14 protein-coding genes are annotated in these 22,082 nt (G+C 44.8%); 4 read left to right on the forward strand and 10 right to left on the reverse strand.

What is annotated here, in order from left to right:
• The first annotated feature begins 92 nt into the window (after positions 1 to 92).
• Together EDI28_RS08690 and EDI28_RS08695 are read left to right on the forward strand one after the other, a co-directional pair.
• The gene (locus EDI28_RS08690; RefSeq protein WP_128783448.1) at positions 93 to 641 is read left to right on the forward strand and encodes an NAD(P)H-dependent oxidoreductase; all 549 of its coding nucleotides are present in this window, start codon (positions 93 to 95) and stop codon (positions 639 to 641) included.
• The gene (locus tag EDI28_RS08695; RefSeq protein ID WP_128783449.1) at positions 641 to 1,846 is read left to right on the forward strand and encodes a NupC/NupG family nucleoside CNT transporter; all 1,206 of its coding nucleotides are present in this window, start codon (positions 641 to 643) and stop codon (positions 1,844 to 1,846) included. Before EDI28_RS08690 ends, EDI28_RS08695 begins: the two co-directional genes overlap by 1 nt.
• A 499-nt stretch (positions 1,847 to 2,345) precedes the next feature.
• On the opposite strand, the gene EDI28_RS08700 is transcribed toward EDI28_RS08695, so the two are convergent.
• The 8 genes from EDI28_RS08700 to EDI28_RS08730 form a co-directional block, all read right to left on the reverse strand.
• Entirely contained in the window at positions 2,346 to 3,131 is a 786-nt protein-coding gene (locus tag EDI28_RS08700) for a phytochelatin synthase family protein (RefSeq protein ID WP_128783450.1), read from the reverse strand.
• Positions 3,132 to 3,141: 10 nt separating this feature from the next.
• A complete protein-coding gene (locus tag EDI28_RS08705; RefSeq protein ID WP_128783451.1) occupies positions 3,142 to 4,305 on the reverse strand; it encodes an amidohydrolase in 1,164 nt (387 codons plus the stop codon).
• Positions 4,306 to 4,361: 56 nt separating this feature from the next.
• Positions 4,362 to 5,699, reverse strand: coding sequence for an APC family permease (locus EDI28_RS08710; RefSeq protein ID WP_128783452.1), 1,338 nt, complete (start codon positions 5,697 to 5,699; stop codon positions 4,362 to 4,364).
• Positions 5,700 to 6,316: 617 nt separating this feature from the next.
• On the reverse strand, positions 6,317 to 8,311 hold the full coding sequence (gene tkt / locus EDI28_RS08715; RefSeq protein WP_128783453.1) for a transketolase: 1,995 nt from the start codon (positions 8,309 to 8,311) through the stop codon (positions 6,317 to 6,319).
• Positions 8,312 to 8,409: 98 nt separating this feature from the next.
• Positions 8,410 to 9,360 (reverse strand): transaldolase, encoded by a 951-nt coding sequence (tal, locus tag EDI28_RS08720; RefSeq protein ID WP_128783454.1) that lies wholly within the window; start codon positions 9,358 to 9,360, stop codon positions 8,410 to 8,412.
• Between the two features lie 391 nt (positions 9,361 to 9,751).
• Positions 9,752 to 10,144, reverse strand: a complete 393-nt coding sequence (locus EDI28_RS08725; protein WP_128783455.1) for a SirB2 family protein — start codon at positions 10,142 to 10,144, stop codon at positions 9,752 to 9,754.
• Positions 10,145 to 10,209: 65 nt separating this feature from the next.
• Positions 10,210 to 10,353 carry a hypothetical protein gene (locus EDI28_RS26905; protein WP_164918511.1) on the reverse strand — a complete coding sequence of 48 codons (144 nt, stop codon included), beginning with the start codon at positions 10,351 to 10,353 and terminating at the stop codon, positions 10,210 to 10,212.
• Entirely contained in the window at positions 10,350 to 12,617 is a 2,268-nt protein-coding gene (locus EDI28_RS08730; protein ID WP_128783456.1) for a nitric-oxide reductase large subunit, read from the reverse strand. Before EDI28_RS08730 ends, EDI28_RS26905 begins: the two co-directional genes overlap by 4 nt.
• Before the next feature lie 353 nt (positions 12,618 to 12,970).
• On the opposite strand from EDI28_RS08730, the gene norR reads away from it, so the two are divergent.
• A complete protein-coding gene (gene norR, locus EDI28_RS08735; protein ID WP_128783457.1) occupies positions 12,971 to 14,521 on the forward strand; it encodes a nitric oxide reductase transcriptional regulator NorR in 1,551 nt (516 codons plus the stop codon).
• A gap of 367 nt (positions 14,522 to 14,888) precedes the next feature.
• Positions 14,889 to 16,748, forward strand: a complete 1,860-nt coding sequence (locus EDI28_RS08740; RefSeq protein ID WP_128783458.1) for a nucleotidyl transferase family protein — start codon at positions 14,889 to 14,891, stop codon at positions 16,746 to 16,748.
• Positions 16,749 to 17,031: 283 nt separating this feature from the next.
• On the opposite strand, the gene EDI28_RS08745 is transcribed toward EDI28_RS08740, so the two are convergent.
• On the reverse strand, positions 17,032 to 19,857 hold the full coding sequence (locus tag EDI28_RS08745; RefSeq protein ID WP_233353325.1) for an ATP-binding protein: 2,826 nt from the start codon (positions 19,855 to 19,857) through the stop codon (positions 17,032 to 17,034).
• A 440-nt stretch (positions 19,858 to 20,297) separates the two neighbouring features.
• Positions 20,298 to 21,788, reverse strand: a complete 1,491-nt coding sequence (locus EDI28_RS08750; RefSeq protein ID WP_128783459.1) for an IS1 family transposase — start codon at positions 21,786 to 21,788, stop codon at positions 20,298 to 20,300.
• Positions 21,789 to 22,082 lie beyond the last annotated feature (294 nt).

Here is a 22,082-nt window from a genome sequence, read left to right on the forward strand (position 1 = left end):
TTTTATAATCAACCCGGTTGAACCGACAAAGACCGCCGGACTGAAAAAGTAGAGATTTAATTCTGCTTATTTACATTATTAGGAATAATTACATGAATGTACTCGTCATCGATGGACATCCAAACTTACAGGAATCAACTGCAAACGCGGCTATTTATAAGCACTATCAACAGACAACAGAGTGGTTAATTCACAACCTGGCTGTTTATCAAGGCGATATACAGGAAGAGCAGGCTGCGCTATTGAGGGCTGATGTTATTGTTGTGCAGTTCCCATTGTATTGGAGCACTTTCCCCGCAGTGCTGAAAAAGTGGATTGATGACGTGTTTACCTACGGGTTTGCTTTTGGCCCTGACGGCAGCAAGCTAAAAGACAAGAAGTTAGTGTTTTCTATCACGGCCGGTGCGACAGCAGATTCATACAGTGAAAACGGTTTTAACTTCATGCCGTTGAGTGTGTATCAACAAGCATTCGAACATGCATTCCGTGCCGCTGAAATGGATATTGTCGACACTATTGTGACGTTTGAAATGAACGCCAATCCTGATGAAGGTGGAGACAAAGAGAAGACAATAGAACTTGCACAGAATCACGCCGAAGCAGTAACTCATGCCGTAACTACGCTAATAGGAAAATTATAATGATTCAGTCTGTACTCGGTATTGTTGCCCTGTTGAGCGTCGGGTTTATCTTCTCCGAAAATCGTAAAGCAATTAGCTGGCGTGCCGTAGTGGGTGCCTTTGCGATTATCTTAGTTGTTGCTTTTTGTGTTCTGGCTACTGATATGGGAGCAGGCGTATTACTGTCTATATCAAACACTGTCGGCAATGTTTTTGGTTACGGTGCTGAAGGTATTAAATTTGCTTTTGGCAGTTTGGTAAATTTTAGCGTTGATGGGATCGGATTTGTTTGGGCTCTCCAGGTTCTACCGCAAATCATCTTCACCGCATCTTTGACCTCATTGCTTTATTATCTAGGTATCATGCAGTGGTTTGTGTATGTGATCGGTGGCGGATTGCAAAAAGTACTCGGTACATCTCGTGCGGAATCAATGAATGCCGCCGGTAATATCGTGCTTGGCCAAACTGAAGCTCCTTTGCTTGTAAAACCTTATCATCGCGTTCTGACTCGTTCGCAAATCTTTGCCGTTATGGTTGGTGGCCTATCGTCAATTGCGGGATCCATTTTGGCGGGTCTTGCCGGTATGGGCGTTGAGCTTAACTATTTAATCATGGCATGTTTTATGTCTGCGCCAGCGGGATTAATGTTTGCCAAACTAATCATTCCTGAAACGGAAGTGACTATCAACGAAGTGCCTGAGCTTCCGGATGATGAAAAGCCAAGCAGCTTTATTGATGCGATTGCCAAAGGGGCAATTGCAGGGGTAGGGATTGCTGCTATCGTCGGTGCGGTAATTATTTCCTGTATTGGTCTTATGGCATTGCTGAATGGCGGTTTAAACTCGATTGGTGAGATGGTCAACATTTCAGGGTTGTCTGTTGATATGATTCTCGGCACGTTGTTCTCGCCTGTTGCATGGCTAATTGGTATTCCTTGGGATGAAGCAGCGATTGCTGGATCATTTTTAGGCCAAAAGATTGCGATGAACGAGTTTGTAGCATTCGCCAATATGGGCAACGTGGTCATGACGGAACGCTCAACAGCAATTATGACGATTGCTTTGTGTGGTTTTGCGAATATCGGGTCCGTTGCGATGGTATGTGGTGCTCTGAGTAAAATGATCCCGACTAAAGCGGGTGTTATCGGACAGCTTGGTATGAAAGTATTACTTGCTGCGACATTGGCTAATTTAATGAATGCGACAATTGTTGGCTTGTTTGTTTAATTTCTAAAATAGAATAGCTAGAGTATTTATCTGCTCTAGCTCTTTTCTCTTTTCATTTCTCTTGTATCCTTTCTCGTATCTCGTATCTCGTATCTCGTATCTCGTATCTCGTATCTCGTATCTCGTATCTCGTATCTCGTATCTCGTATTTCTTATCTTTCTATTGTCATTTCTTCCACTTTTATTTTCTTACTTGGTTGTGGCTCTTCATTTTTCCCTTGAACTGAACACTCTGGCTTCACTCTGAATCTTGAGGTAGCTTGGGCATATATTTAATAAATTGGTGCCTTGCCTCGGAAATAATCAATTCTTGCAGAAATTAATATTAATTATATTGGGTCGCTTGGCTATATTGAGTCTGATAAATATGTGATAAACGGAACTGCTTGAGGAGGAAATTAAAGGTTGGTGTGTTCGGAGTGTAGGGCGAGCAAGCGTAGTCATGAGTAAACTAATGGGATAACTCCGGCAGAGGGGAGCCTGCCGGAGCTGTGTGTGATTAGCCTTTTAGACCTTCGCTGATCAGCAGGTAGCCACGATTGCGTTTAGTATCCATAGTTGCCATAGCGTCGAACAGCTGAGCGCTGTCGACCCAGACCCAGTCCGCTTTAGCATTCGATACATCCATGATTAGGAAAGAATCCGATGCTTTGTCGTAGGCACCAACAGGTGAGTAATGACCTGAACCTGGCTGGTTAAGCGTTTTGCGCGAGTAGTTGACGACAACATACTGGTTCTTGGTCTCGAGGGCATGAACCAACTCTGCTTTCATGGCCGCTTTGTTGTCTAGGTTGTCGACAAAAACTGTTTTTACTTTTAGCTGGTTGGATGTTACCAGATCTGTCATTTGATCAAGCTGTAGACCGTAATCCGGGCCAGCACCTTCGGTAACAGGTTGTCCCATGATTTGTAGTCGAGTTTTAGCGCTGTGGCCTAAAACCGTATTTTGGGTATAGCGATCGTAGAATGGGCTCCAGTTACCTTGAGGGAAGTAAGCTCGGTCTTCCGGAGTGATTCCTGATTCATCTAGCGGGATTTCAGTAACATTCTGACGAACCCGAAGCGCGTTCATTATAATGCTGGTGGATGCAACACCACAGTAGACTTTGTTGTCTTGCGCATCATAAAAGTTTGCCAGCTTGAAGAAGTCTTTCTTGAAATGAGACTGTTCAAGGCGAGTGATCCCTTCGTCGCTTGACCAGTTGATGACATCGGCAAAGGCTGCAGAGGTTGGTACAACAGCCAAAGCGAGGGAAAGTAGGGATGTTTTTAGCATTGTTTTCATAATTAACCTTTTACACTAATCGTTGTTTTGCAATACGGCACAGCATAGTGACCCCTAGAGGAATGATGCTGTCATCAAAATCAAAATCGCAGGTATGGAGGTTGGTGCCTTTTGAGCCGATCATAAAAAAGCAGGCACCAATACTGTCGTCTTTCTTGAAGAATGCCATGTCTTCGCCCCCCGGACTGGGCTCGACATTGGTGTTGAGGTTTTCTGTTCCGACGGTTTCCTTGGCAACATCAATCACGCAGTCAACCTGTTCGCAGGTATTTACTGTTGCCGGACACAGAACTTCGAAGATAACTTCAGCTTCTGCGTCATAGGCTTCGGCAATGGAACTAGCAAGCAGTTGCATCTTGCGGCGTAGCGTCTCGCCGACTTCACGTTCGTAGAAACGAATAGTACCGCCAGCTTCGGCTGATTCAGGTATTGAGTTGAATACCTCACCGCTCATAATTTTCGTTACCGCCAGTACGCCCATTTCAGAGCATGGTACGCACTCCGAAACAATGGACTGCCAGGCTGTGATGATCTTGGCGGAAATTGTGATTGGGTTGATGCATTTATGCGGGACACTGGAGTGGCCGCTGCAGCCTTTTACAATCAGACGGAACTTTTCGCCAGCGCCGGTAATAGGGCCATATCTCAGTGAAATGGTGTTCTCCGGCAACCTTGGCATATTGTGGAAACCATACACTTCGTCAAAAGGGTATTTTTCGAACAGGCCATCTTCCATCATGGCTTTGGCTCCGGCGCCTATTTCTTCTGCTGGCTGGAATAAAAAGATGATGCGGCCTCGGAAATCCCGGTTTTCGGAGAAATACCGTGCGGTTGCCAGTAACATTGCCATGTGGCCGTCATGGCCGCAGGCATGGGCTTGTCCTGGATGTTGAGAGGCATATAGTTGACCTGTTTGATCCTGCATCGGCAGGGCATCCATATCAGCACGGTAGGCAATGGTTCTGCCTTCGCCCAGCGTGCCATCAATAATACCGACAACACCGGTCTGGCCGAAGCTGCGATCGATTTTCACGGCCCAGGATTCAAGTTTGTTCGCGACATATTGAGATGTGTTGTGAAGTTCAAACCCTACCTCTGGCATGCTGTGCAGCGTATGACGCCATGTGGTAATTTCCTGATGCCATTCGTTAATAAGTTCAATTGTGTTCATCATCTTTTATGTCCGGGTAGTAGCCAGAACCATAGGTTCTGGCTGGGTTTACAAGTGGGTTACGCCTTGGTAGCTGCAGGTTCTACATGTTGCTCTGCTGCACGCTTGCGAGCGATGAAGTAAAGCGGAGAGATCAGTACCATAGCACCCAGACCGACAAGGATTTTGGTTAGGCTCTGGTCGGCAAGTAGCCATAGGCAGATACAGACACCAGCAACTGGAATAACCGGACCGAACGGTACTTTGAAGTTTTTCTTGGTGCTTTCGTCACCTTCGAAACGCTTACGGAACCTGAGTACAGCAATACAGGTAGGGATGTATTGTGCAAAACGGGTTACCACACTTAGCATTGCCAGAGTGGTGAATGAGCCAGATAGGGCAATTGGAATGGTTACCAGGCCGGATACTAAGATAGCCACAGTAGGGATACCTTTTTCGTTCTTGCGACCAAAGACCGCAGGGATCATCTTGTCGTCAGCCAGCGGCAGCAACGCACGCGGAATATGGAAAGAAGCGGCAACATTAATCCCGGCAATAGAAATGATTGAGCCAATGGTGATCATATAGAAACCAGCATCACCAAACGCGACTTTTGCAGCATCGGCCAGCGGTACAGTAGAGTTGGCGATGTCAGGACCAAGGATACCGACAGAAACTGCCATAACAGCGGCATAGAATACTGTCACGGCGATGATCACAATAATAATCGCTAGAGGAAGGTTACGTTTCGGGTTATCCATATCTTCAGCGGCAGTACCGAATGTTTCAAATCCGGTAAAAGCGTAGAAACAAAGGATCAAAGCTGAACCTAGCGTTTCAAATGAAAGAGAGTGTTCTGCCGTTTCTGCTGGTGCAGAAGAGATAGTTGGCATGATGTATTCTGGGTTGATAAACCATACACCACCGACAATTAATAATACCAACGGAACCATTTTTGCTAATGTGGAGATATTGTTTACTAATTTAGCGGCACCAACTCCAGCAAGGTTTAATATTGTTAGTGAACCTACAATACTAATAATAATTCCGCTGCGTAGCATTTGGTTGTCTTCAAAACCAAAGGTATTAGCAAGAATATTAGTTAGTGCTACAGCCATTACACCCCATGCAATACATTGCATAATCCATTTCAGGAAACCGACTTCAAAACCGGCGAAAGGACCAAAGGCTTCTTTGGTATAAACATAGGCGGCACCATTTTGGCTAAAATAGCCTGATGCTTCAGCAAAGCAAAAGGCAATTGTTGCGACAATAACCGCGGTAATAAGAATAAGGGCAACAGACCAATCGCCAGCCAATTGATATAAAGAGCTAGGTAATAAAAATATTCCGGAGCCAATGATGGAGTTAAATCCGAGTAATACTATACTCGCGAGTCCTAATTTTTGTTTTGTCATCTTTCGACCTACTATTACGTCCAATATAAAAATCTGGCACAAGGGAGCATCCGATAAATCGGTGTGAATTTAATACTGAAATCAAAAATCAAAAAAAGTAAATATGGATTAATGAAGTAATTATTCCCTTGTGCTTATGTTTTAATTCAAAATGAGAATACGCTTTATATAAGAGAAAAAAATCCCAAATTTTCCACAGCAGGTCTGATTTATAGAAATGTTTTCTACAATATGTCAATATGCATAAATTTATTTTCAGGCATTGATCTTGGTTATGTAATGGGGGGTTGCTTGGTTTGAAATAGCTGATCTAGTTCAAAAAAATGACAGAATTATAAATAGATACATCTATAATAACCCTTCACAAAGTAAGACTTTAGTCACATATTCATCAATTGCTAATAATGAGCATATTAAAGCACAAATTCAGATGTAACTGAATTTAATAAATGTGTAAATACATAATTAACAGATAGGTTGGTAATGGTTATAAACTAAAGTGATATTTGTATTATGATTTTGAAGCCAAGGTAGGAGTTATGTTTGTATAAAGAAATTGGTGGAACAAAAAAGCCAGGCTATAGAGCCTGGCTTTGAAAGCAGTTAAGCTGTAATGCTTAGCTCAGTAGTTCTTTTGCTGTATTAACTACGTTCTCAACAGTGAAGCCGAACATTTTGAATAGTTCGCCTGCTGGTGCAGATTCACCGAACGTTGTCATACCGATGATACGGCCACCGAAACCAACGTACTTGTACCAGAAGTCAGCAATACCTGCTTCAACAGCAACACGAGCAGTCACATCAGATGGCAGAACGGCTTCACGGTAAGCAGCATCCTGCTTGTCGAATAGGTCAGTTGCTGGCATAGAAACAACGCGAACCTTGCGGCCTTCAGCGGTTAGCTGCGCGTAAGCTTCAGTTGCTAGTTCAACTTCAGAACCTGTAGCGATAAGGATTAGCTCTGGTTTGCCTTCGCAATCTTTCAGGATGTAGCCACCCTTAGCGATGTCAGCAACCTGTGCCGTTGTACGTTCTTGCTGTGCAAGGTTCTGACGAGAGAAGATCAGTGATGTAGGGCCGTCTTTGCGCTCGATAGCGAATTTCCAAGCCACTGCTGATTCAACCTGGTCACATGGACGCCATGTGCTCATGTTAGGAGTCAGACGTAGTGATGAAACCTGCTCTACCGGCTGGTGCGTAGGACCATCTTCACCCAGACCGATTGAATCGTGAGTGTAAACCTGGATGTTTTGCACTTTCATCAGTGCAGCCATACGCATTGCGTTACGTGCGTATTCCATGAACATTAGGAATGTTGCACCGTACGGTACGAAGCCACCGTGCAGAGCAATACCGTTCATGATAGCAGTCATACCGAATTCACGTACACCGTAGTGGATGTAGTTACCTGTGAAGTCGTTTACTTCTAGCGACTTAGAACCAGACCACATGGTCAGGTTAGAAGGAGCAAGGTCAGCAGAGCCGCCCATGAATTCAGGAAGCATAGCACCAAACGCTTCTAGTGCGTTTTGAGATGCTTTACGTGATGCAATGTTTGCTGGGTTTGCTTGAAGATCAGCAATGATAGCGTTAGCTTTTTCTTCCCACTCAGCAGGAAGGTCGCCAGCGGTACGGCGTTTGAATTCTGCTGCTAGCTCAGGGTGAGCGGCTGCGTATGCGGCAAACTTCTCATCCCATGCAGCTTCTTTTGCTGCACCGGCTTCTTTCGCGTTCCACTCAGCAGCTACGTCTGCAGGGATTTCGAAAGGACCGTGGTTCCAGCCAAGGAATTCACGTGCTGCTGCGATTTCTTCTGCGCCTAGTGGTGCACCGTGACAATCGTGGGAACCCGCCTTGTTTGGCGAACCAAAACCGATGATAGTCTTGCAGCAGATCAGTGTCGGCTTACCAGTTTCAGCTTTAGCGGCTTCGATAGCTGCGTTGATCGCTTCTGGATCGTGACCGTCAACTGCTGGGATTACGTGCCAGCCGTAAGCTTCGAAGCGCTTAGGTGTATCGTCAGAGAACCAGCCTTCAACTTCACCGTCGATAGAGATGCCGTTGTCATCCCAGAAAGCAACCAGCTTGCCTAGACCTAGCGTACCCGCTAGAGAACATGCTTCGTGAGAGATACCTTCCATCATACAACCATCACCCAGGAACGAGTAGGTGTAGTGGTCAACGATGTCATGACCTTCGCGGTTGAACTGGTCAGCCATTGCTTTTTCAGCAATCGCCATACCAACTGCGTTGGTAATCCCCTGGCCTAGTGGGCCAGTTGTTGTTTCGATACCCGGCGCATAACCGTATTCAGGGTGACCCGGTGTTTTCGAGTGAAGCTGACGGAAGTTCTTCAGATCATCGATTGATAGTTCGTAACCTGTTAGGTGAAGTAGAGAGTAGATAAGCATTGAACCGTGGCCGTTCGATAGGATGAAACGGTCGCGATCTGCCCACTCTGGGTTTTGTGGGTTATGGTTCATGTGGCTACGCCAAAGTACTTCAGCGATATCTGCCATACCCATTGGTGCACCTGGGTGACCTGAATTTGCCTGCTGTACACCATCCATGCTTAGGGCACGGATTGCATTTGCTAACATTTTACGTTCCATATTGGTTTCCACTATAGAATTTGTTTGAATCGATAATTCTATCAATTCATAAAAGTAAGAAAGCGGCTTATTGGCCGCTTTCTGGAATTCATTAAGATTTACAGACGATCTGCAATCATAGTCTCAAGCTTGCCTTGGTCAACCGCGAAGTTGCGGATGCCGTCAGCCAGTTTTTCAACGGCCATTGGATCTTGGTTGTGATCCCATAGGAATTCTGCGTGAGTCATTGCCGCTGGGCGCTCTTTGATTTCAACATCAGCAACTAGCTTCTGTACCACTTCACCTTCTGCATCGCTTAGGGCTTGTAGCAGATCAGGGCTGATAGTCAGGCGGTCGCAACCAGCTAGTTCAAGAATTTCACCTGTGTTACGGAAGCTTGCGCCCATCACAACAGTGTTGTAGCCGTGTTCTTTGTAGTAGTTGTAAATACCTGTTACTGATACTACGCCTGGATCTTCTGATGCTTCGAAGTCGCGGCCTTCTTTCGCTTTGTACCAGTCCATAATACGACCTACGAAAGGTGAAATCAGGAATACGCCTGCTTCAGCACATGCGCGCGCCTGAGCAAAAGAGAATAGTAGAGTAAGGTTACAGTTGATGCCTTCTTTCTCTAGTACTTCCGCAGCACGGATACCTTCCCAAGTAGAAGCTAGCTTGATGAGGATACGGTCGTTGGTAATACCAGCATCGTTATACATTTTGATTAGCTGGCGAGCTTTTGCGATGCTGCCTTCAGTGTCGTAAGAAAGACGAGCATCAACTTCAGTAGAGATACGACCCGGTACAACTTTCAGGATTTCTTTACCGATGTTTACTGCAAGCATGTCGCAAGTGTCTTGAACCTGCTGTGCTTTGTCATCGCTTTGAGCTTTAGCGTAAGAAATTGATGCATCAATAAGAGGAGCATACTCAGCGATCTGTGCAGCTTTCAGGATCAGCGATGGGTTGGTAGTCGCATCTTCAGGCTGATACTTGCTGATAGCCTCAATGTCGCCAGTGTCAGCAACAACAGTTGTTAGTGCGCGCAGTTGTTCCAGTTTAGTGCTCATATCTTTCGACCTTCAAAGTGTTAGGGCTTGTCTGATAGCTAGCTAAAGTGTAGCCAGAAAAGGTATTTTTACCTGTAATTAACCCAAATGTTTCAAACCAAAAACACAGCCTGTGAACATATGGATCATCAAAGAACAATTGATGTGGTGATAATTAGCTTTTTGCTGCAAATTGTCAATTGGTAAGAGTATCAAACCGTGCTTAGATCGCATTTTCATACGTTTTTTAGACGTTTTTGAGAATTGTTATTAGGAATAAGTTGTTTATTAGCTTTAGTGAAATGTTTAATGTGTGAGCATATGATCTGGGTGTTGAGCTTTTGTTCGCGCTTGGCACGAAAAAACGGCCTGAATTCTGCTGAGGAATGGCATTTACTGGTAGAGCCGCACCTTATAACCAAACGATAGCGTCAAAAATAAAATATTTGCTAATAGCGAGATTGATAATAAACACGAGCCAGCCCATTGCTCCGGCAAAAAAGCCCCAACGCTGCCAGGCCCGTTTGGATTTAAGGGCAAAAGCCCCACAAAGTATATAGGCCACCACACTCATCAGCTTTATAGATAGCCAAGGGGCAGCTGGTGTGAACGGAACAAAGCCCGAGAGACTAATAAGGGCAATGCCGCTGGTAAGCAGCAGGGAATCATTGATATGCGGTATAACTTTCAGTATTGGGTTATCAGCCCAGGAAGATTGTCGGCATAGCAGACTGAAACGGAATAAAAATAAACTAATGCTGAGCATTACGGTAATAAGATGAAATGTTTTTATAGCCAGATACATAGCGTTCTACTCTTCGAGAGCAGTTCAGGCCGCCATAAAATAAGGCGACCTGAACCGAGGGGGAGTTACAAAAGTACGGGTGTCATCCATCCCATCTCAATGGACAACTGAACAAACAGTTGTGGCAGGCTAGTCAGAAAGGCACTGCCGAGGTAGATACCTGAAATAGCCAGTAGTACTTTAAGCCCGGATAGGATGTGATAAGTCATCGTACTAGTGCCTCCGTCTCTTTGCCTGACTTGATTGCACGAACAATCAGCTTGGCAAGGAAGATACCGAGGAAGATACCGCCAGCGCCAAATAGCATGTCACCAGGCATACGTAACCAGACGAGCGTTTCAACGAGTGGGCTGTGCATAACTTCCGGTGAACGCGCGAACCAGTAACCGTTTTCAATTACTGCAAAGAACTGAACCAGGCCGACCGGCAGCAGCGACATGGCAAGCATCGCAACCAAGCCAATATTCAGTGACCAGAATGACCATTTCAGCCATTTGTCATCCCAGCCCCGTGCCTCTCCAGCCAGGCCGCGTAGGCAGAACAGCATCAGGCCAATACCAAGCATACCGTATACACCCATAAAGGCACCGTGGGCATGAGTTGCCGTTGTATTCAGCCCTTGGATGAAGTACAGCGCGATTGGCGGATTGATTAGGAATCCAAGCATACCTGCACCGACTAGGTTCCAAAATGCCGTGGCTACAAAAAACATAATTGCCCATTTGTATTTTGCCATCCAAGGCGTTGCGCTGCGCATTCGATAGCTCTCGACAGCTTCAAAACCAATCAATGCTAGCGGTACGACTTCAAGAGCCGAGAAGATTGAACCCCAGGCAATCACCGATGTTGGTGTGCCGGTAAAGTAAAGGTGGTGTAGGGTACCGATCAGACCACCAGTCAAAAAGACTACTGTTGCGAATAGGACAGCACTGTTGGCCGTTTTCGCTCTCACAAGACCAAGACGAACAAACATCAAGGCAATAACCGAGGTTGCGAAGGTTTCAAAGAAGCCCTCAACCCATAGGTGGACTACCCACCAGCGCCAGTATTCAGCAATCGCCAGGTTGGTGTGTTTTCCTTGGAACAGACCGGCACCGTAGAAGAGGCCGATCGCCACACAAGACGCATACAGCACCCAAATTACAGGACGCATTTCTCCTTGCTGAGAGAGTGCCGGACGGATAGCGCGTGTGACCAGTGTTAGCCAGATCAGCAGGCCAGCTAATAGCAATACTTGCCAAACGCGGCCGAGATCAATGTATTCCTGACCCTGATGACCAAGCAAGTAGCTGGTATCAAGATCAAAGTACTGCTGAACGGCCAGCCACTCACCCGCCATCGAACCGAGTACGACAACTACCAAGGCAATCCAAAGCACATTGACGCCCAGACGCTGGAACTTAGGTTCATGGCCAGATAGCGCCGGTGCAATATACAGCCCGGTCCCCAACCATGCAGTTGCGATCCAGAATACAGCGAGCTGGGTGTGCCAGGTACGCGTTACCGAATACGGGAGAATTTCCGACAGTGGGATACCGTAAAAATCTTGTCCTTCGACACCATAGTGGGCGGTGATACCCCCAAGGAAAACCTGCAGTAAGAATAGGCCAACAGCAGTAAAGAAGTACTTACCTACTGCTTTCTGCGAATCCGTTGGTTTGCTGTCAAACAAAGGATCATATTTAGGTGGCGTTGGTAGTGGTTCGTGCTTTAGCGTAGCGTGGTACCAGGCCAGCGCGCCAACACCGGCAATCAGTACAACAACACTCAAGATAGACCAGACAATATTGCTTGATGTCGGTGTGTTGCCCACTACCGGATCATATGGCCAGTTATTGGTATAGGTATAGCTTTGGTCAACGCGTTCTGTCGTTGCAGCCCATGCGCTCCAGAAGAAGAAAGCAGTCAGTTGCTCGCGGCGCTCGGCTGTCGATACCGTACCTTCTTTCATTGCGTAGTCTTCACGCAATGGCTGATAGGCAGGATCGTCACCAAACAGACCGATGTAGTGTTGTTGTAACATGGAAATCGCATCAGAACGGAGTTGAGAAATGGTGATGACACCGTTTTCCACGTTGTAGTTGTTGGGGCGCAAGTCATCACGCAGCTGTTGTTCTAGAGCGGCCTGCTGGCTGTTTGACAGTTGAGTGAAAGGCTTGTCAAACTCATCGCGGGCTTTGAGCTCAAGCCAGTTATTCGCCTCGCGGTGCAGCCAGTCCGCAGACCAGTCAGGTGCAACGTAAGAACCGTGCCCCCAGATAGAACCAAGCTGATGACCGCCCATTGAACGCCATACTAGCTGGCCTCGCTGGATATCATTTTCGGTAAAGATAACGTCACCGTCGGTGTTCACAACCTGAGTTGGGATCGGCGGTGCCTCTCGATAAATGTCGCTTCCGATGCTGAGCAAAACTGTAAATGAAGCCAAGCACACAATGAGAAGCGATATGATTGATAACTTTTGTTTAGTCATATCTGATTACTCGAATGTTGTTTTAGTATCGAGACTAGATAATCAAGTATCATGCCAAAAGTTAAGTTGTTGATTTTAAGCTGATTTGTATTATCTGTTGTGTCAATATGACAGTATTGACTGTGTGTCAATATTACACTTAGATGTCAAATTGACAGTGTGGTGACTGTAACAATGCGCTACTGTGTATTATCTAGGGGGATCATGAGATGAATGATTTAAGCCCAAAAGATCAAGTTATTAGAAGTTCTGTTAGAGGTTACGCTTAATTCTGGCATTGAGATTTCTACGATTAGTGTCATAGTGACATTATCTTTCTGACATCCTGAACAATATCCGTGGAGATAACTGACATGGTTTTGGCTACGCGTGACTTTACCCACATCGCCTTGGATCTGACGACCAGTATTTCCAATCAGGACCGCTTTCAGCGTTTGCTCAACACCATTCGTCAAACTCTAAACTGTGATGCATCAGCATTGTTGGCATTTCAGGGGCAGCAATTTACACCGCTGGCTATCGACGGCCTGGTGCCTGATGTGCTTGGCCGCCGTTTTACCATCAATGAGCACCCAAGGCTTGAAGCCATAGCGCGTGCTGGTGATATAGTCAGGTTTCCTGCCGATAGCGATCTGCCTGATCCGTTTGATGGTCTGATCCCCAATCATGAAGATGAGCTAAAAGTGCATGCCTGTATCGGCTTGCCACTGTTGGCAGACGATAACTTGATTGGGGCACTGACCATTGACAGTTTCGATACCTCGTCATTTGCTGAATTTAGCGATCAGGATCTGCGGACCATCAGTGCCTTGGCGGCTGTGTCACTTAATAATGCCTTGATGATGGAACAGCTTGAAAAAGTGGCGACGGAGAGCCCGACCCAATTGCCGTCAATTAAAATTGGCGATAGTGACAATATAGAAATGGTTGGTCAGTCTGCACCAATGGCTGCCCTCAAGAGCGAGATTGATGTTGTTGCCAAATCCGATTTGAATGTGTTGGTGTTGGGCGAAACGGGTGTCGGCAAGGAGCTGGTGGCGAAAGATATCCATCGTAAGTCAAGCCGAACCGGGCAGGCTCTCGTCTATCTCAACTGTGCAGCTCTGCCGGAGTCTGTCGCCGAGAGTGAGTTGTTTGGCCATGTAAAAGGAGCCTTTACCGGCGCTATCAGCAATCGCAGCGGAAAGTTTGAAATTGCCAATGAAGGTACGCTTTTTCTCGACGAGATCGGTGAATTACCGTTGGCTCTTCAGGCCAAGTTGCTGCGGGTGTTGCAGTATGGTGACTTGCAACGGATCGGCGATGATCGCAGTCTGAAAGTCAACGTCCGGATCATTGCGGCGACTAACAAAGATCTTAAGCAGGAGGTCGTTGACGGGCGGTTCCGTGCCGATCTTTACCATCGCCTCAGTGTATTCCCGCTTCATGTTGCGCCGCTGCGCGAGCGTGGTGATGATATTGCTTTGCTGGCCGGGTATTTTATTGAAAAATGTCGGGCAAAATTAGGCATACAGACTTTGCGATTAAGTCAGTCAAGTCTGACAATGCTTTCTCAATATAGTTGGCCGGGGAATATCCGGGAGCTTGAACACTGTATTCATCGCGCTGCAATTTTGGCTCGTTCTGAGCACGGTGTTGAAACGCCGCAGATCCGCCCCCATCATTTTAACTTTGATGGTATCGCTCAAGAGGCCACTATTACAGGATCGGCTCGGGACTCTGTCCGCGTAACAAGGTCTGTTTTTACGGGTGACAATCTACGGGATGCGACCGAGTCGTTTCAGGCGCAGTATATTCAACAGACGCTGGACGCTAATAGCAATAACTGGGCCGCGACCGCAAGACAGCTTGGCATCGACAGCGGCAATCTGCACCGTTTGGCTAAGCGCCTGGGCTTGAAGTAGCAGCGGTTGAAATCGCAGTAATACAAAAGTCCCCCGGCAGATAATGTTCTTCCGGGGGACATTATCGGCTCTGTCTCAAATTCTTATTTAAGTAGCAATAGTTTCACAAAACTTATTTATCCTCACTAATCGCTCATTTACAACCGGTGAAAAAACACTCACTAAACTGAAACCAAAAATTCAGTAATTATATATTAAGCGCCTTCAATGATTATAATTATATATGTATAATCCCTTTTTTTGATGTTGGGAGATACTGGTCGTAATTAAAGTTAAGTCTAGCTTTTACTCAAAAGCGAAAAGATAACCAGCCTATGGGTTTTCAAGCACTTGTCGACGATTAATGATCAGTATGTGATGGGGAAAGATGATCGGTTTTAAAAGGTTTGAATACAAACAAAGACTATTTGAATACAAATTAAGACTCTTTGGGTACAAATTAAGACTATTTAAATACATACTCATACATAAGATTACATTTAAATACAATCGTGAGTCTATTAATAATAAAATAGCGGTGCTTCATGTTAAACGTGGTGATTATCATAAGGCAATAAAATATTATGAAGAGGTTCTATTAAAGGCTAATAAAGAAGAATATTACTATTTATTACTTAACTTATATATCATGTCTAACGAGACCTGTAAGATAAAGTCACTAATGAATAACTATAAGTGCCATTCTATAAATGATTTAAACCCTATGGTCATGATAGATAGAATTAATGACACAGTTAACAAATTAGATAAGTTCAATTTCATTAATGATTATGTTAAAAGCAAAGGTGCAACACCATTATTTGTGGTTGTTGTAAATCGAGGAGTGAGACTTGATAAAAAGTCACCTGAAGAAAAAGAATTATTGTCAAACCAAAATGTTTATATAGAACAGAGACGTGAGTGGCTCAAGGACAACAACCCACCAGAATATATAAAAGGTCTTTATAAAGACGAAGAAAAAGACAAAATAAAAGATCTTTATAGCTATAAAGCCCCTATAATAAAAGCAACAAAAGTTATATCATCTGATTTTAGTAATTCTCTTGTAACTGTTTCAAATGGTTTAAGACGGACAAAATATCAACCTAAAAATTATAATAGAAAAGTTTTATTTTTTGGCTCTTCAACGACTTTTTCATCTGGTGTGAGTGATCAAGATACACTAGTAAGTCAAATTCAGAAGAAGATCAATGCTTCACTTAGCGACATAAAAGTTGAAAACCATGGTGTGTTGGGAGCGAATTCCTTACTATCGATAAATAACCTTGTTCAAACAAAAATTAATCCTAATGATGTCGTCGTATTTTTTGATTTTGATGAGTTTAAAGATCTTGATAGTGAAAACATTAAGGTGGTTAACCTAAATGAAATAGATAGGGGGAACGATTTTTTCATAGATCTAACTGAGCATCAGTGTCACTATTCTCCTAATGGAAACAAGAAGTTAGCTGAAGAGATTGCAACCAAATTCCTCCTGCCTGTGATAAAGGATAGAAACGTAAATTTGAGCTCCTATACCAATTTAGATGATAGAGTTTTCAGTGTACTAGATAATTTCAAATACTTTCTATATAAGCAAACAGCACAGCTTTGTGAATCTGGAGAAATGAAAGAGTATCTTAATTTACTTGATAGGTATAAACCTCTCTCTGGGTTAAAAGTTGGCAGTATTGCGGTTAACTGTAACCCTATCACTAATGGTCATATGCACTTAATAAAATACGCTTCTGAACAGGTTGATAAATTATATGTTTTTGTTATAGAAGAAGATCAGTCATTCTTTAAATTTAAGGATCGATTCAGGTTGGTTTCTGAAAGCACAAAGCATATTGAAAATATTACGGTACTTCCTGGTGGGAAATTCATTTGTACAGAGTTAACTTATCCTGATTACTTTAATAAAGAAGAAGAAACTGAAGTAATTACAGATGCATCAATGGAAGCTTGGTTCTTTTGTGAGTTCATTGCTAATAAATTGAATATCAAAACAATATTTTTAGGTGACGAACCAACATGTAATGTAACAAAGCAGTATAATGAAAAAATGCAAGAGTTACTTCCTGAATATGGTATTAATGTTGATATTATTGATAGAATATCAACAAATGGTCGTATTATTAGTGCTTCAACAGTTCGAGCATGTTTGAAGAACAAAGATTTTGAAATAATTAAAGAGTTAGTGCCAACACCAACGTATGTATTTTTAAAAGAAAATTATGGAAATTAACGTTGTTCTACTATTCCGATGTTAATTCTGGATTCTTGTTTTTTGGTCGACCTGGGACAAAGAAACCAAATAGAATAACTCCTAGCACCTAAGGTGTTTGGAGCGAACTGGATCGCAAATATTACTTCTACGAACGGCTCAATATTTGAGCCGTTTTTCGTTATGGTAGAATGTTGCGTCTAGCTCGTTCCCGATTACCCTCAGGCTTATGGGGAGCGAGCTGGGAGAAGTTATCGTACACCACATAAGTTCATCTTGACTTGCTCAGCCAGCATTTATTCAATTAGATCGTAATTTCAACTTGTTGATGAATTTCTTCAATCAGCTTGTGTAGTAATTCATCCAATTGGGACAATTCAGACTCTGTGGGTTGTTTACTTGCTTTGACTTTTTTCTCGATGACTAATGCCGCCTCGCGAACATAAACGGCACTGATACTACCCGAAGCGCCTTTTAATGAGTGGCTAAGCAATATAGCTGAATCATAATCGTCCTGTGTCAGCGCGTGCTTCAGCTTGCCGATATCTTGACTGTGTTCTTCTGCAAACATTTGTAAAAACTGCATAATAATATCATGGTCTTGATCCATCATATCGAGTAGTGCGGTGAGATCGATTTGCTGGAAACTATCAGGGTTAAGCGGGCCTTCATTATTACTGTTATTGTTACTGATTTCGCTGCAGTCGTTTTCTATGATTTCCCTGAAGAGTTCGTCGTTCATTATGTTGCCGCCAATAGAAACGTCGGTTTGCAATTCTTCCTCTTGCGTATTGTCAGGCTCTCTTTCTGCTTCTTGGGCTGCTCGAAGCAATGCCATATGGGTGATTTTATTTTTAAAGCGTTGGAGAGCATCGAGTAGTTTCTGTTCATCTAATGGCTTTGTGATCACACAGTCAACGCCAGCAACAATCATATTTTTCTGTGTTTCTTCAAAGACATCAGCGGTGCAGGCAAAAATAGGGATTTGACTGATCGGAGACTGTAGTGCCCGGATCCGAGCTGTCGCCTCGATACCATCCATGATTGGCATATGATTATCCATCAGGATGACATCAAAAAACTCGTTTTCTAGGATGGATAAAGCATCGGCTCCATTTTCGGCGACACAGGTTTGAAAGCCGCGTTGCTTGAGGAAAGAATCGATAATCAGGACATTGAGGTTGTTGTCTTCGACGATCAGTACCTTGAGGTTAGCAAACGCACGGTGGTCGAATTCTACGCTTTCCTGTTCCGGCAGCATGTACTGCCCCTGGTGAATGCCCAAGGTGACAGTGAAGGTTGAACCTGCCCCGGGTACGCTGTCGAGGCTGATGCGACCATTCATGAGTTCAGCTAACTGCTTCACAATGCTTAGCCCAAGCCCTGTGCCGCCAAAGCGACGGCTGGTAGAGGCTTCTGCCTGGGCAAAAGGGTCAAAGATGTACTGGACGCGCTCAGAATCGATACCGATCCCCGTATCTTGGGTAATAATCGTGAGTGTTTTTTCGCCAGGGTTCTCCCCATTTTCCAGTTTTAGCGTTACCTGAACCTTGCCTCGTTCCGTGAACTTGATAGCGTTGTTAATCAGGTTAAAGAGAATCTGGCGGATCCGGGCCTTATCGGCATAAAACCAATCATTTTGATTAAACTCGCACCGGATATCGAAGCCGATTCCTTTCTCTTTGGCTAACGAGTAGTAAGTACTCTCGATGGTGCCGACCAAATCGGTAAAACAGAAATTGGTTTGATCCAGTTTGAGCTGTCCTTGCTCAATTTTGGAAAAGTCGAGAATGTCGTTCAGCAGAGACATCATATGTTTGCCCGAATCGAGCAGGGTACGGAGGTGATGCTCCTGTTCTTCTGTCAGCTCTGTTTTCAATAATAGCTGCGACAAGCCCAGCATCCCGTTCATAGGGGTCCGGATTTCATGGGAAAGGTTGGCGAGAAAGGCTGATTTTGCTCGATCAGCGGCTTCTGCCTTGTGCAGTGCCCGGTTAAGCCGCTCGGTATCGTACGAAATTTTGTCCGCTCCCTGATTCAGTGCGTCATGCAGCACCTGGAGCTCGTGTGGCCCCTCAATTCGGTCATTGCGGGCATAGTTACCAAGTTTAAATTGAGCCGCAAATCGAGACAGTTTTGCCAGCGGCATAGTGATCCGTTTGGTTAGGGCTATCGACAGAATAATCACGACGCCTGCAGTGAGAATAAGGGCCAGCATGAAGTAGCGGTGGAGGTAATCGACAGCTTGGGTTACCGTATTTTGCGGGGTTATCGAAACCAGTGACCAAAGTGGTTGGCTATCGTTCCCCGTCGTGCCGAGGCGGGTTACGGTTGCAATCAGCGGTTCATTATAACGGTCGGTATAGTGCATGATTTCACTGGTAGAAGAATGACCGTCAGTGTCATTTTGCTTATAGTTTTGCTGAAAATTTTCAAATACTTGTAGTGAATGCCCCTGGTGCTTTCCTGATAGGATCACGTTACCTTTTTGATCGATAAGAATAATGTAGTCGGTATCACTAATCCGCTCACCGAGAAACGTCAGTTGGTTATTGAGTTCACTGAGTTCATATTTGACCACAAGTAATTTTTGTTTTAGTTGTGATTCTTGCTCAGGGTGCTGGTGTTTGGCTGCTGTGATGAGGTAAATAAACGGAGTATTGTCCAGATCTCGTGGTTGCGAAATATAAACATCACCATATGATGTGTTGAGTCTGTCAGCAACATTACTTAGTTGGGAAACCCCAGCAAGCTTGAGTTCACGAGTTAGGTTTTGAGTTGAATGTTCTTGGGAGGACTCAACGACAGCGTATGTACTATTTTTGACCTGATCTCTTTCAAGTAAGTAAAACTCCGAAAAGGCAGTATCAACGGTTGTGAGCTCGGAAAGGTAGTGGCTGAGAAATCCCTCATCCGTTTTAACGGACTCAGAGGCCAGCTCAAAGACCGGCGAATTGGCCAAGGTTTTGATGCTTAGGAGCCGCTTGGCGATAATATCATCGATATTCTGTGCGGCCAGCTCGGTTCGGCTGCTTAAGCCTTGCGAAATTTGAGAAAGGGCAACAGTCGATAACTTTTCGTTACTGACCCAGCTATAGATAAACGCAGGGATAATGCCCACAAACAACATGCTCGAAAGTAAAATAGGCTTAATTCTGTTTGGGACTATCCTTATCAAACTACATTTACCCCGATTTTGGATTTATTAATTATTTGTAAATAAATCTTAGATAATTATCAATCACAACGTTCTCTAGAGGGAAGGAAAGTTGATCCCTCTAGCAAAGAATGCTTCATATTATACCCAAGTGACTTCAAGGTGCTTGCTTCAGCGAGAATTTATTGGTTCTTGGCTAGGCGCTGATTTGAAGGCATAGTCGCTCTACGTCTGTTTGAAAGTAGAACGCGGGAGCCGATGAAACGATAGGGTAGGGTTATTAGAATATCAGGTGTTGAACTAAAACTGTTTTAAACAATGGTTGCTTTTGGTAAGAGCAATACAGTTTTAATGAGAGATTAAGGCTGTCGGGGTCAGACAGCCAGAGTTGAACCAAGTCGAACTATTTGATATCAGTTGAGAAGCTGTTCTAGTGTTAGCGGTGCTGACGTTAAGCCCATTTGTTGTGCCGGTGTTAATCCTGAGCGATCTTGGTGGCATAGGTTATGCCAGGCACGGTAAATATCCAGTAGTGGCAGCAGACCTGCAGGGCGCAACTTCCTGCGAGGCTCGTCAACCAGTTGGGCGAACTGATCATGGAATCGATTTTGGTATTCAGAAATCGCACCGTGTGAAGCCAGTTCCAGCCACTTTTGTTCATTGCCCTTCTCGCCACCGAGATGACAGATGCCTTTGCCGATGTCATTGTGCCTCGTGAATGCCCAGCGATCTCGCCACCAACCCATGAGAACAATATCGACTCTTCCTGCCGCTTGACCATGCTCCCAGCCTTTATCTACCTCGACATAGACGGGGTCAATCGTTTTGGCTTTGATCCGCTCCATGAACACCGAGATACAGGCAGAGCGGAGTAATGGTTCCTGAGGCATGAAGATAGACAGTGACTCGTTGTATTCCAGCATCTGTGCCAGATGCAAATAATGGGCATACACCGTATATTGCGGGCGGATCAAGCAACCTTTGGTTGGATAGTTTATCCGAGGCATACTGGTGAGTGGATCTTCGAGATTCGGGCGAGAGAGTACCTCGCGGTATTTGGTATCAACTCGGGCGAGGATCCCCTGTGGAGCCGGAGGTGGTACTTCAACCAGTTTTGCGCCTGGAGGAGCCATAAAGCGAGTGCCGTCAACATACGGATCATGCTGCTCGGTTGGGTTCTCAACGTTGTTTTGCTGATAATTGACATGTTGGCCAACTACGTAGCCTGAGGTTGCTTCACAGCTAGCAATCCAGCTTACACCGTTGCTGCTGTGGGGTTGTAGCGGGATTAAATCTGTGGCGAGTGACAAGGTTTGCGAATGCTTAAATAAACGAGCATCAAACATAGACAGTTGGCGGCGACACCGGCTGGCGATATGCGACAACTGATCGTAAAAAGACTTCGGATTCATGCCTAGGCGACGACAGATATCCCGCACTGAATAACCGGTGAACAGCAGGGCAAGTAGTTTTTGCTGGATTTGGTTTTTGCCATTGAATCCCGACCATCGGTCAACAAACGTAGCCTGGCAGCATTTGCAGCGATAGCGCTGACGATCACCACTGTAACCGAATGCATGGTATAGATGGCGATGAGTAAGAACAGGAAGTCCGAGGTTTTCGCAATCCGGGTTACTGCAGGCAGGTAGTCCGCTGCTCTGCATTAACTTAAGTCTGGAAACTTCTTCCACCACGTCATGGTTGTTTAGAATCGGTGGAAAGGCACCACATTCACGGCAGACGAGTGTTGGCCGTTTTGGATTGGTTCGCTGCAGTACATAGTGGTTCTTGTCTTCGGAACCAAAATTGCAACAACCTACCGTTTTGCAGTGGTTAAGCTGAAGTTGACCGCTAGCAGGAGGCAACAAGGAATCATTGCTATCGGAGTGAAACTTTTTCATCATATCAGCCTAACCTTGTCCTTGTGCCTGAGCAATACGTGTGACGTTTTATACAGCCACACATAGAAGGGGTAGGGAAGGGTACTGAATAAAAGGGGTTAACCTTTTATTCAGTACAAAATTAGATGCAATGATTTTGCAGAGATACTACTTAGCACGCCTGAGGGATGCCTTGTTGGCAATACTCAGTTTAAATTGTGTAAGACGCCACATTTTACAAAATTTTTGAGCCGCGACTAAATTGTATACCTGTAACTTCATCAGCACTAATTGTCCCTAGTTTTCACTAATACCAAT

It is taken from the genome of Photobacterium chitinilyticum, from assembly GCF_004104355.1.
Taxonomy (GTDB): Bacteria; Pseudomonadota; Gammaproteobacteria; order Enterobacterales; family Vibrionaceae; genus Photobacterium; species Photobacterium chitinilyticum.

Bases quoted from the DNA above. Each gene is read 5' to 3' on its own strand.
- EDI28_RS08690 (WP_128783448.1), top strand. From the start codon at position 93: ATGAATGTACTCGTCATCGATGGACATCCAAACTTACAGGAATCAACT.
- EDI28_RS08695 (WP_128783449.1), top strand. From the start codon at position 641: ATGATTCAGTCTGTACTCGGTATTGTTGCCCTGTTGAGCGTCGGGTTT.
- EDI28_RS08700 (WP_128783450.1), bottom strand. From the start codon at position 3,131: ATGAAAACAATGCTAAAAACATCCCTACTTTCCCTCGCTTTGGCTGTT.
- EDI28_RS08705 (WP_128783451.1), bottom strand. From the start codon at position 4,305: ATGATGAACACAATTGAACTTATTAACGAATGGCATCAGGAAATTACC.
- EDI28_RS08710 (WP_128783452.1), bottom strand. From the start codon at position 5,699: ATGACAAAACAAAAATTAGGACTCGCGAGTATAGTATTACTCGGATTT.
- tkt (WP_128783453.1), bottom strand. From the start codon at position 8,311: ATGGAACGTAAAATGTTAGCAAATGCAATCCGTGCCCTAAGCATGGAT.
- tal (WP_128783454.1), bottom strand. From the start codon at position 9,360: ATGAGCACTAAACTGGAACAACTGCGCGCACTAACAACTGTTGTTGCT.
- EDI28_RS08725 (WP_128783455.1), bottom strand. From the start codon at position 10,144: ATGTATCTGGCTATAAAAACATTTCATCTTATTACCGTAATGCTCAGC.
- EDI28_RS26905 (WP_164918511.1), bottom strand. From the start codon at position 10,353: ATGACTTATCACATCCTATCCGGGCTTAAAGTACTACTGGCTATTTCA.
- EDI28_RS08730 (WP_128783456.1), bottom strand. From the start codon at position 12,617: ATGACTAAACAAAAGTTATCAATCATATCGCTTCTCATTGTGTGCTTG.
- norR (WP_128783457.1), top strand. From the start codon at position 12,971: ATGGTTTTGGCTACGCGTGACTTTACCCACATCGCCTTGGATCTGACG.
- EDI28_RS08740 (WP_128783458.1), top strand. From the start codon at position 14,889: ATGATCGGTTTTAAAAGGTTTGAATACAAACAAAGACTATTTGAATAC.
- EDI28_RS08745 (WP_233353325.1), bottom strand. From the start codon at position 19,857: ATGTTGTTTGTGGGCATTATCCCTGCGTTTATCTATAGCTGGGTCAGT.
- EDI28_RS08750 (WP_128783459.1), bottom strand. From the start codon at position 21,788: ATGATGAAAAAGTTTCACTCCGATAGCAATGATTCCTTGTTGCCTCCT.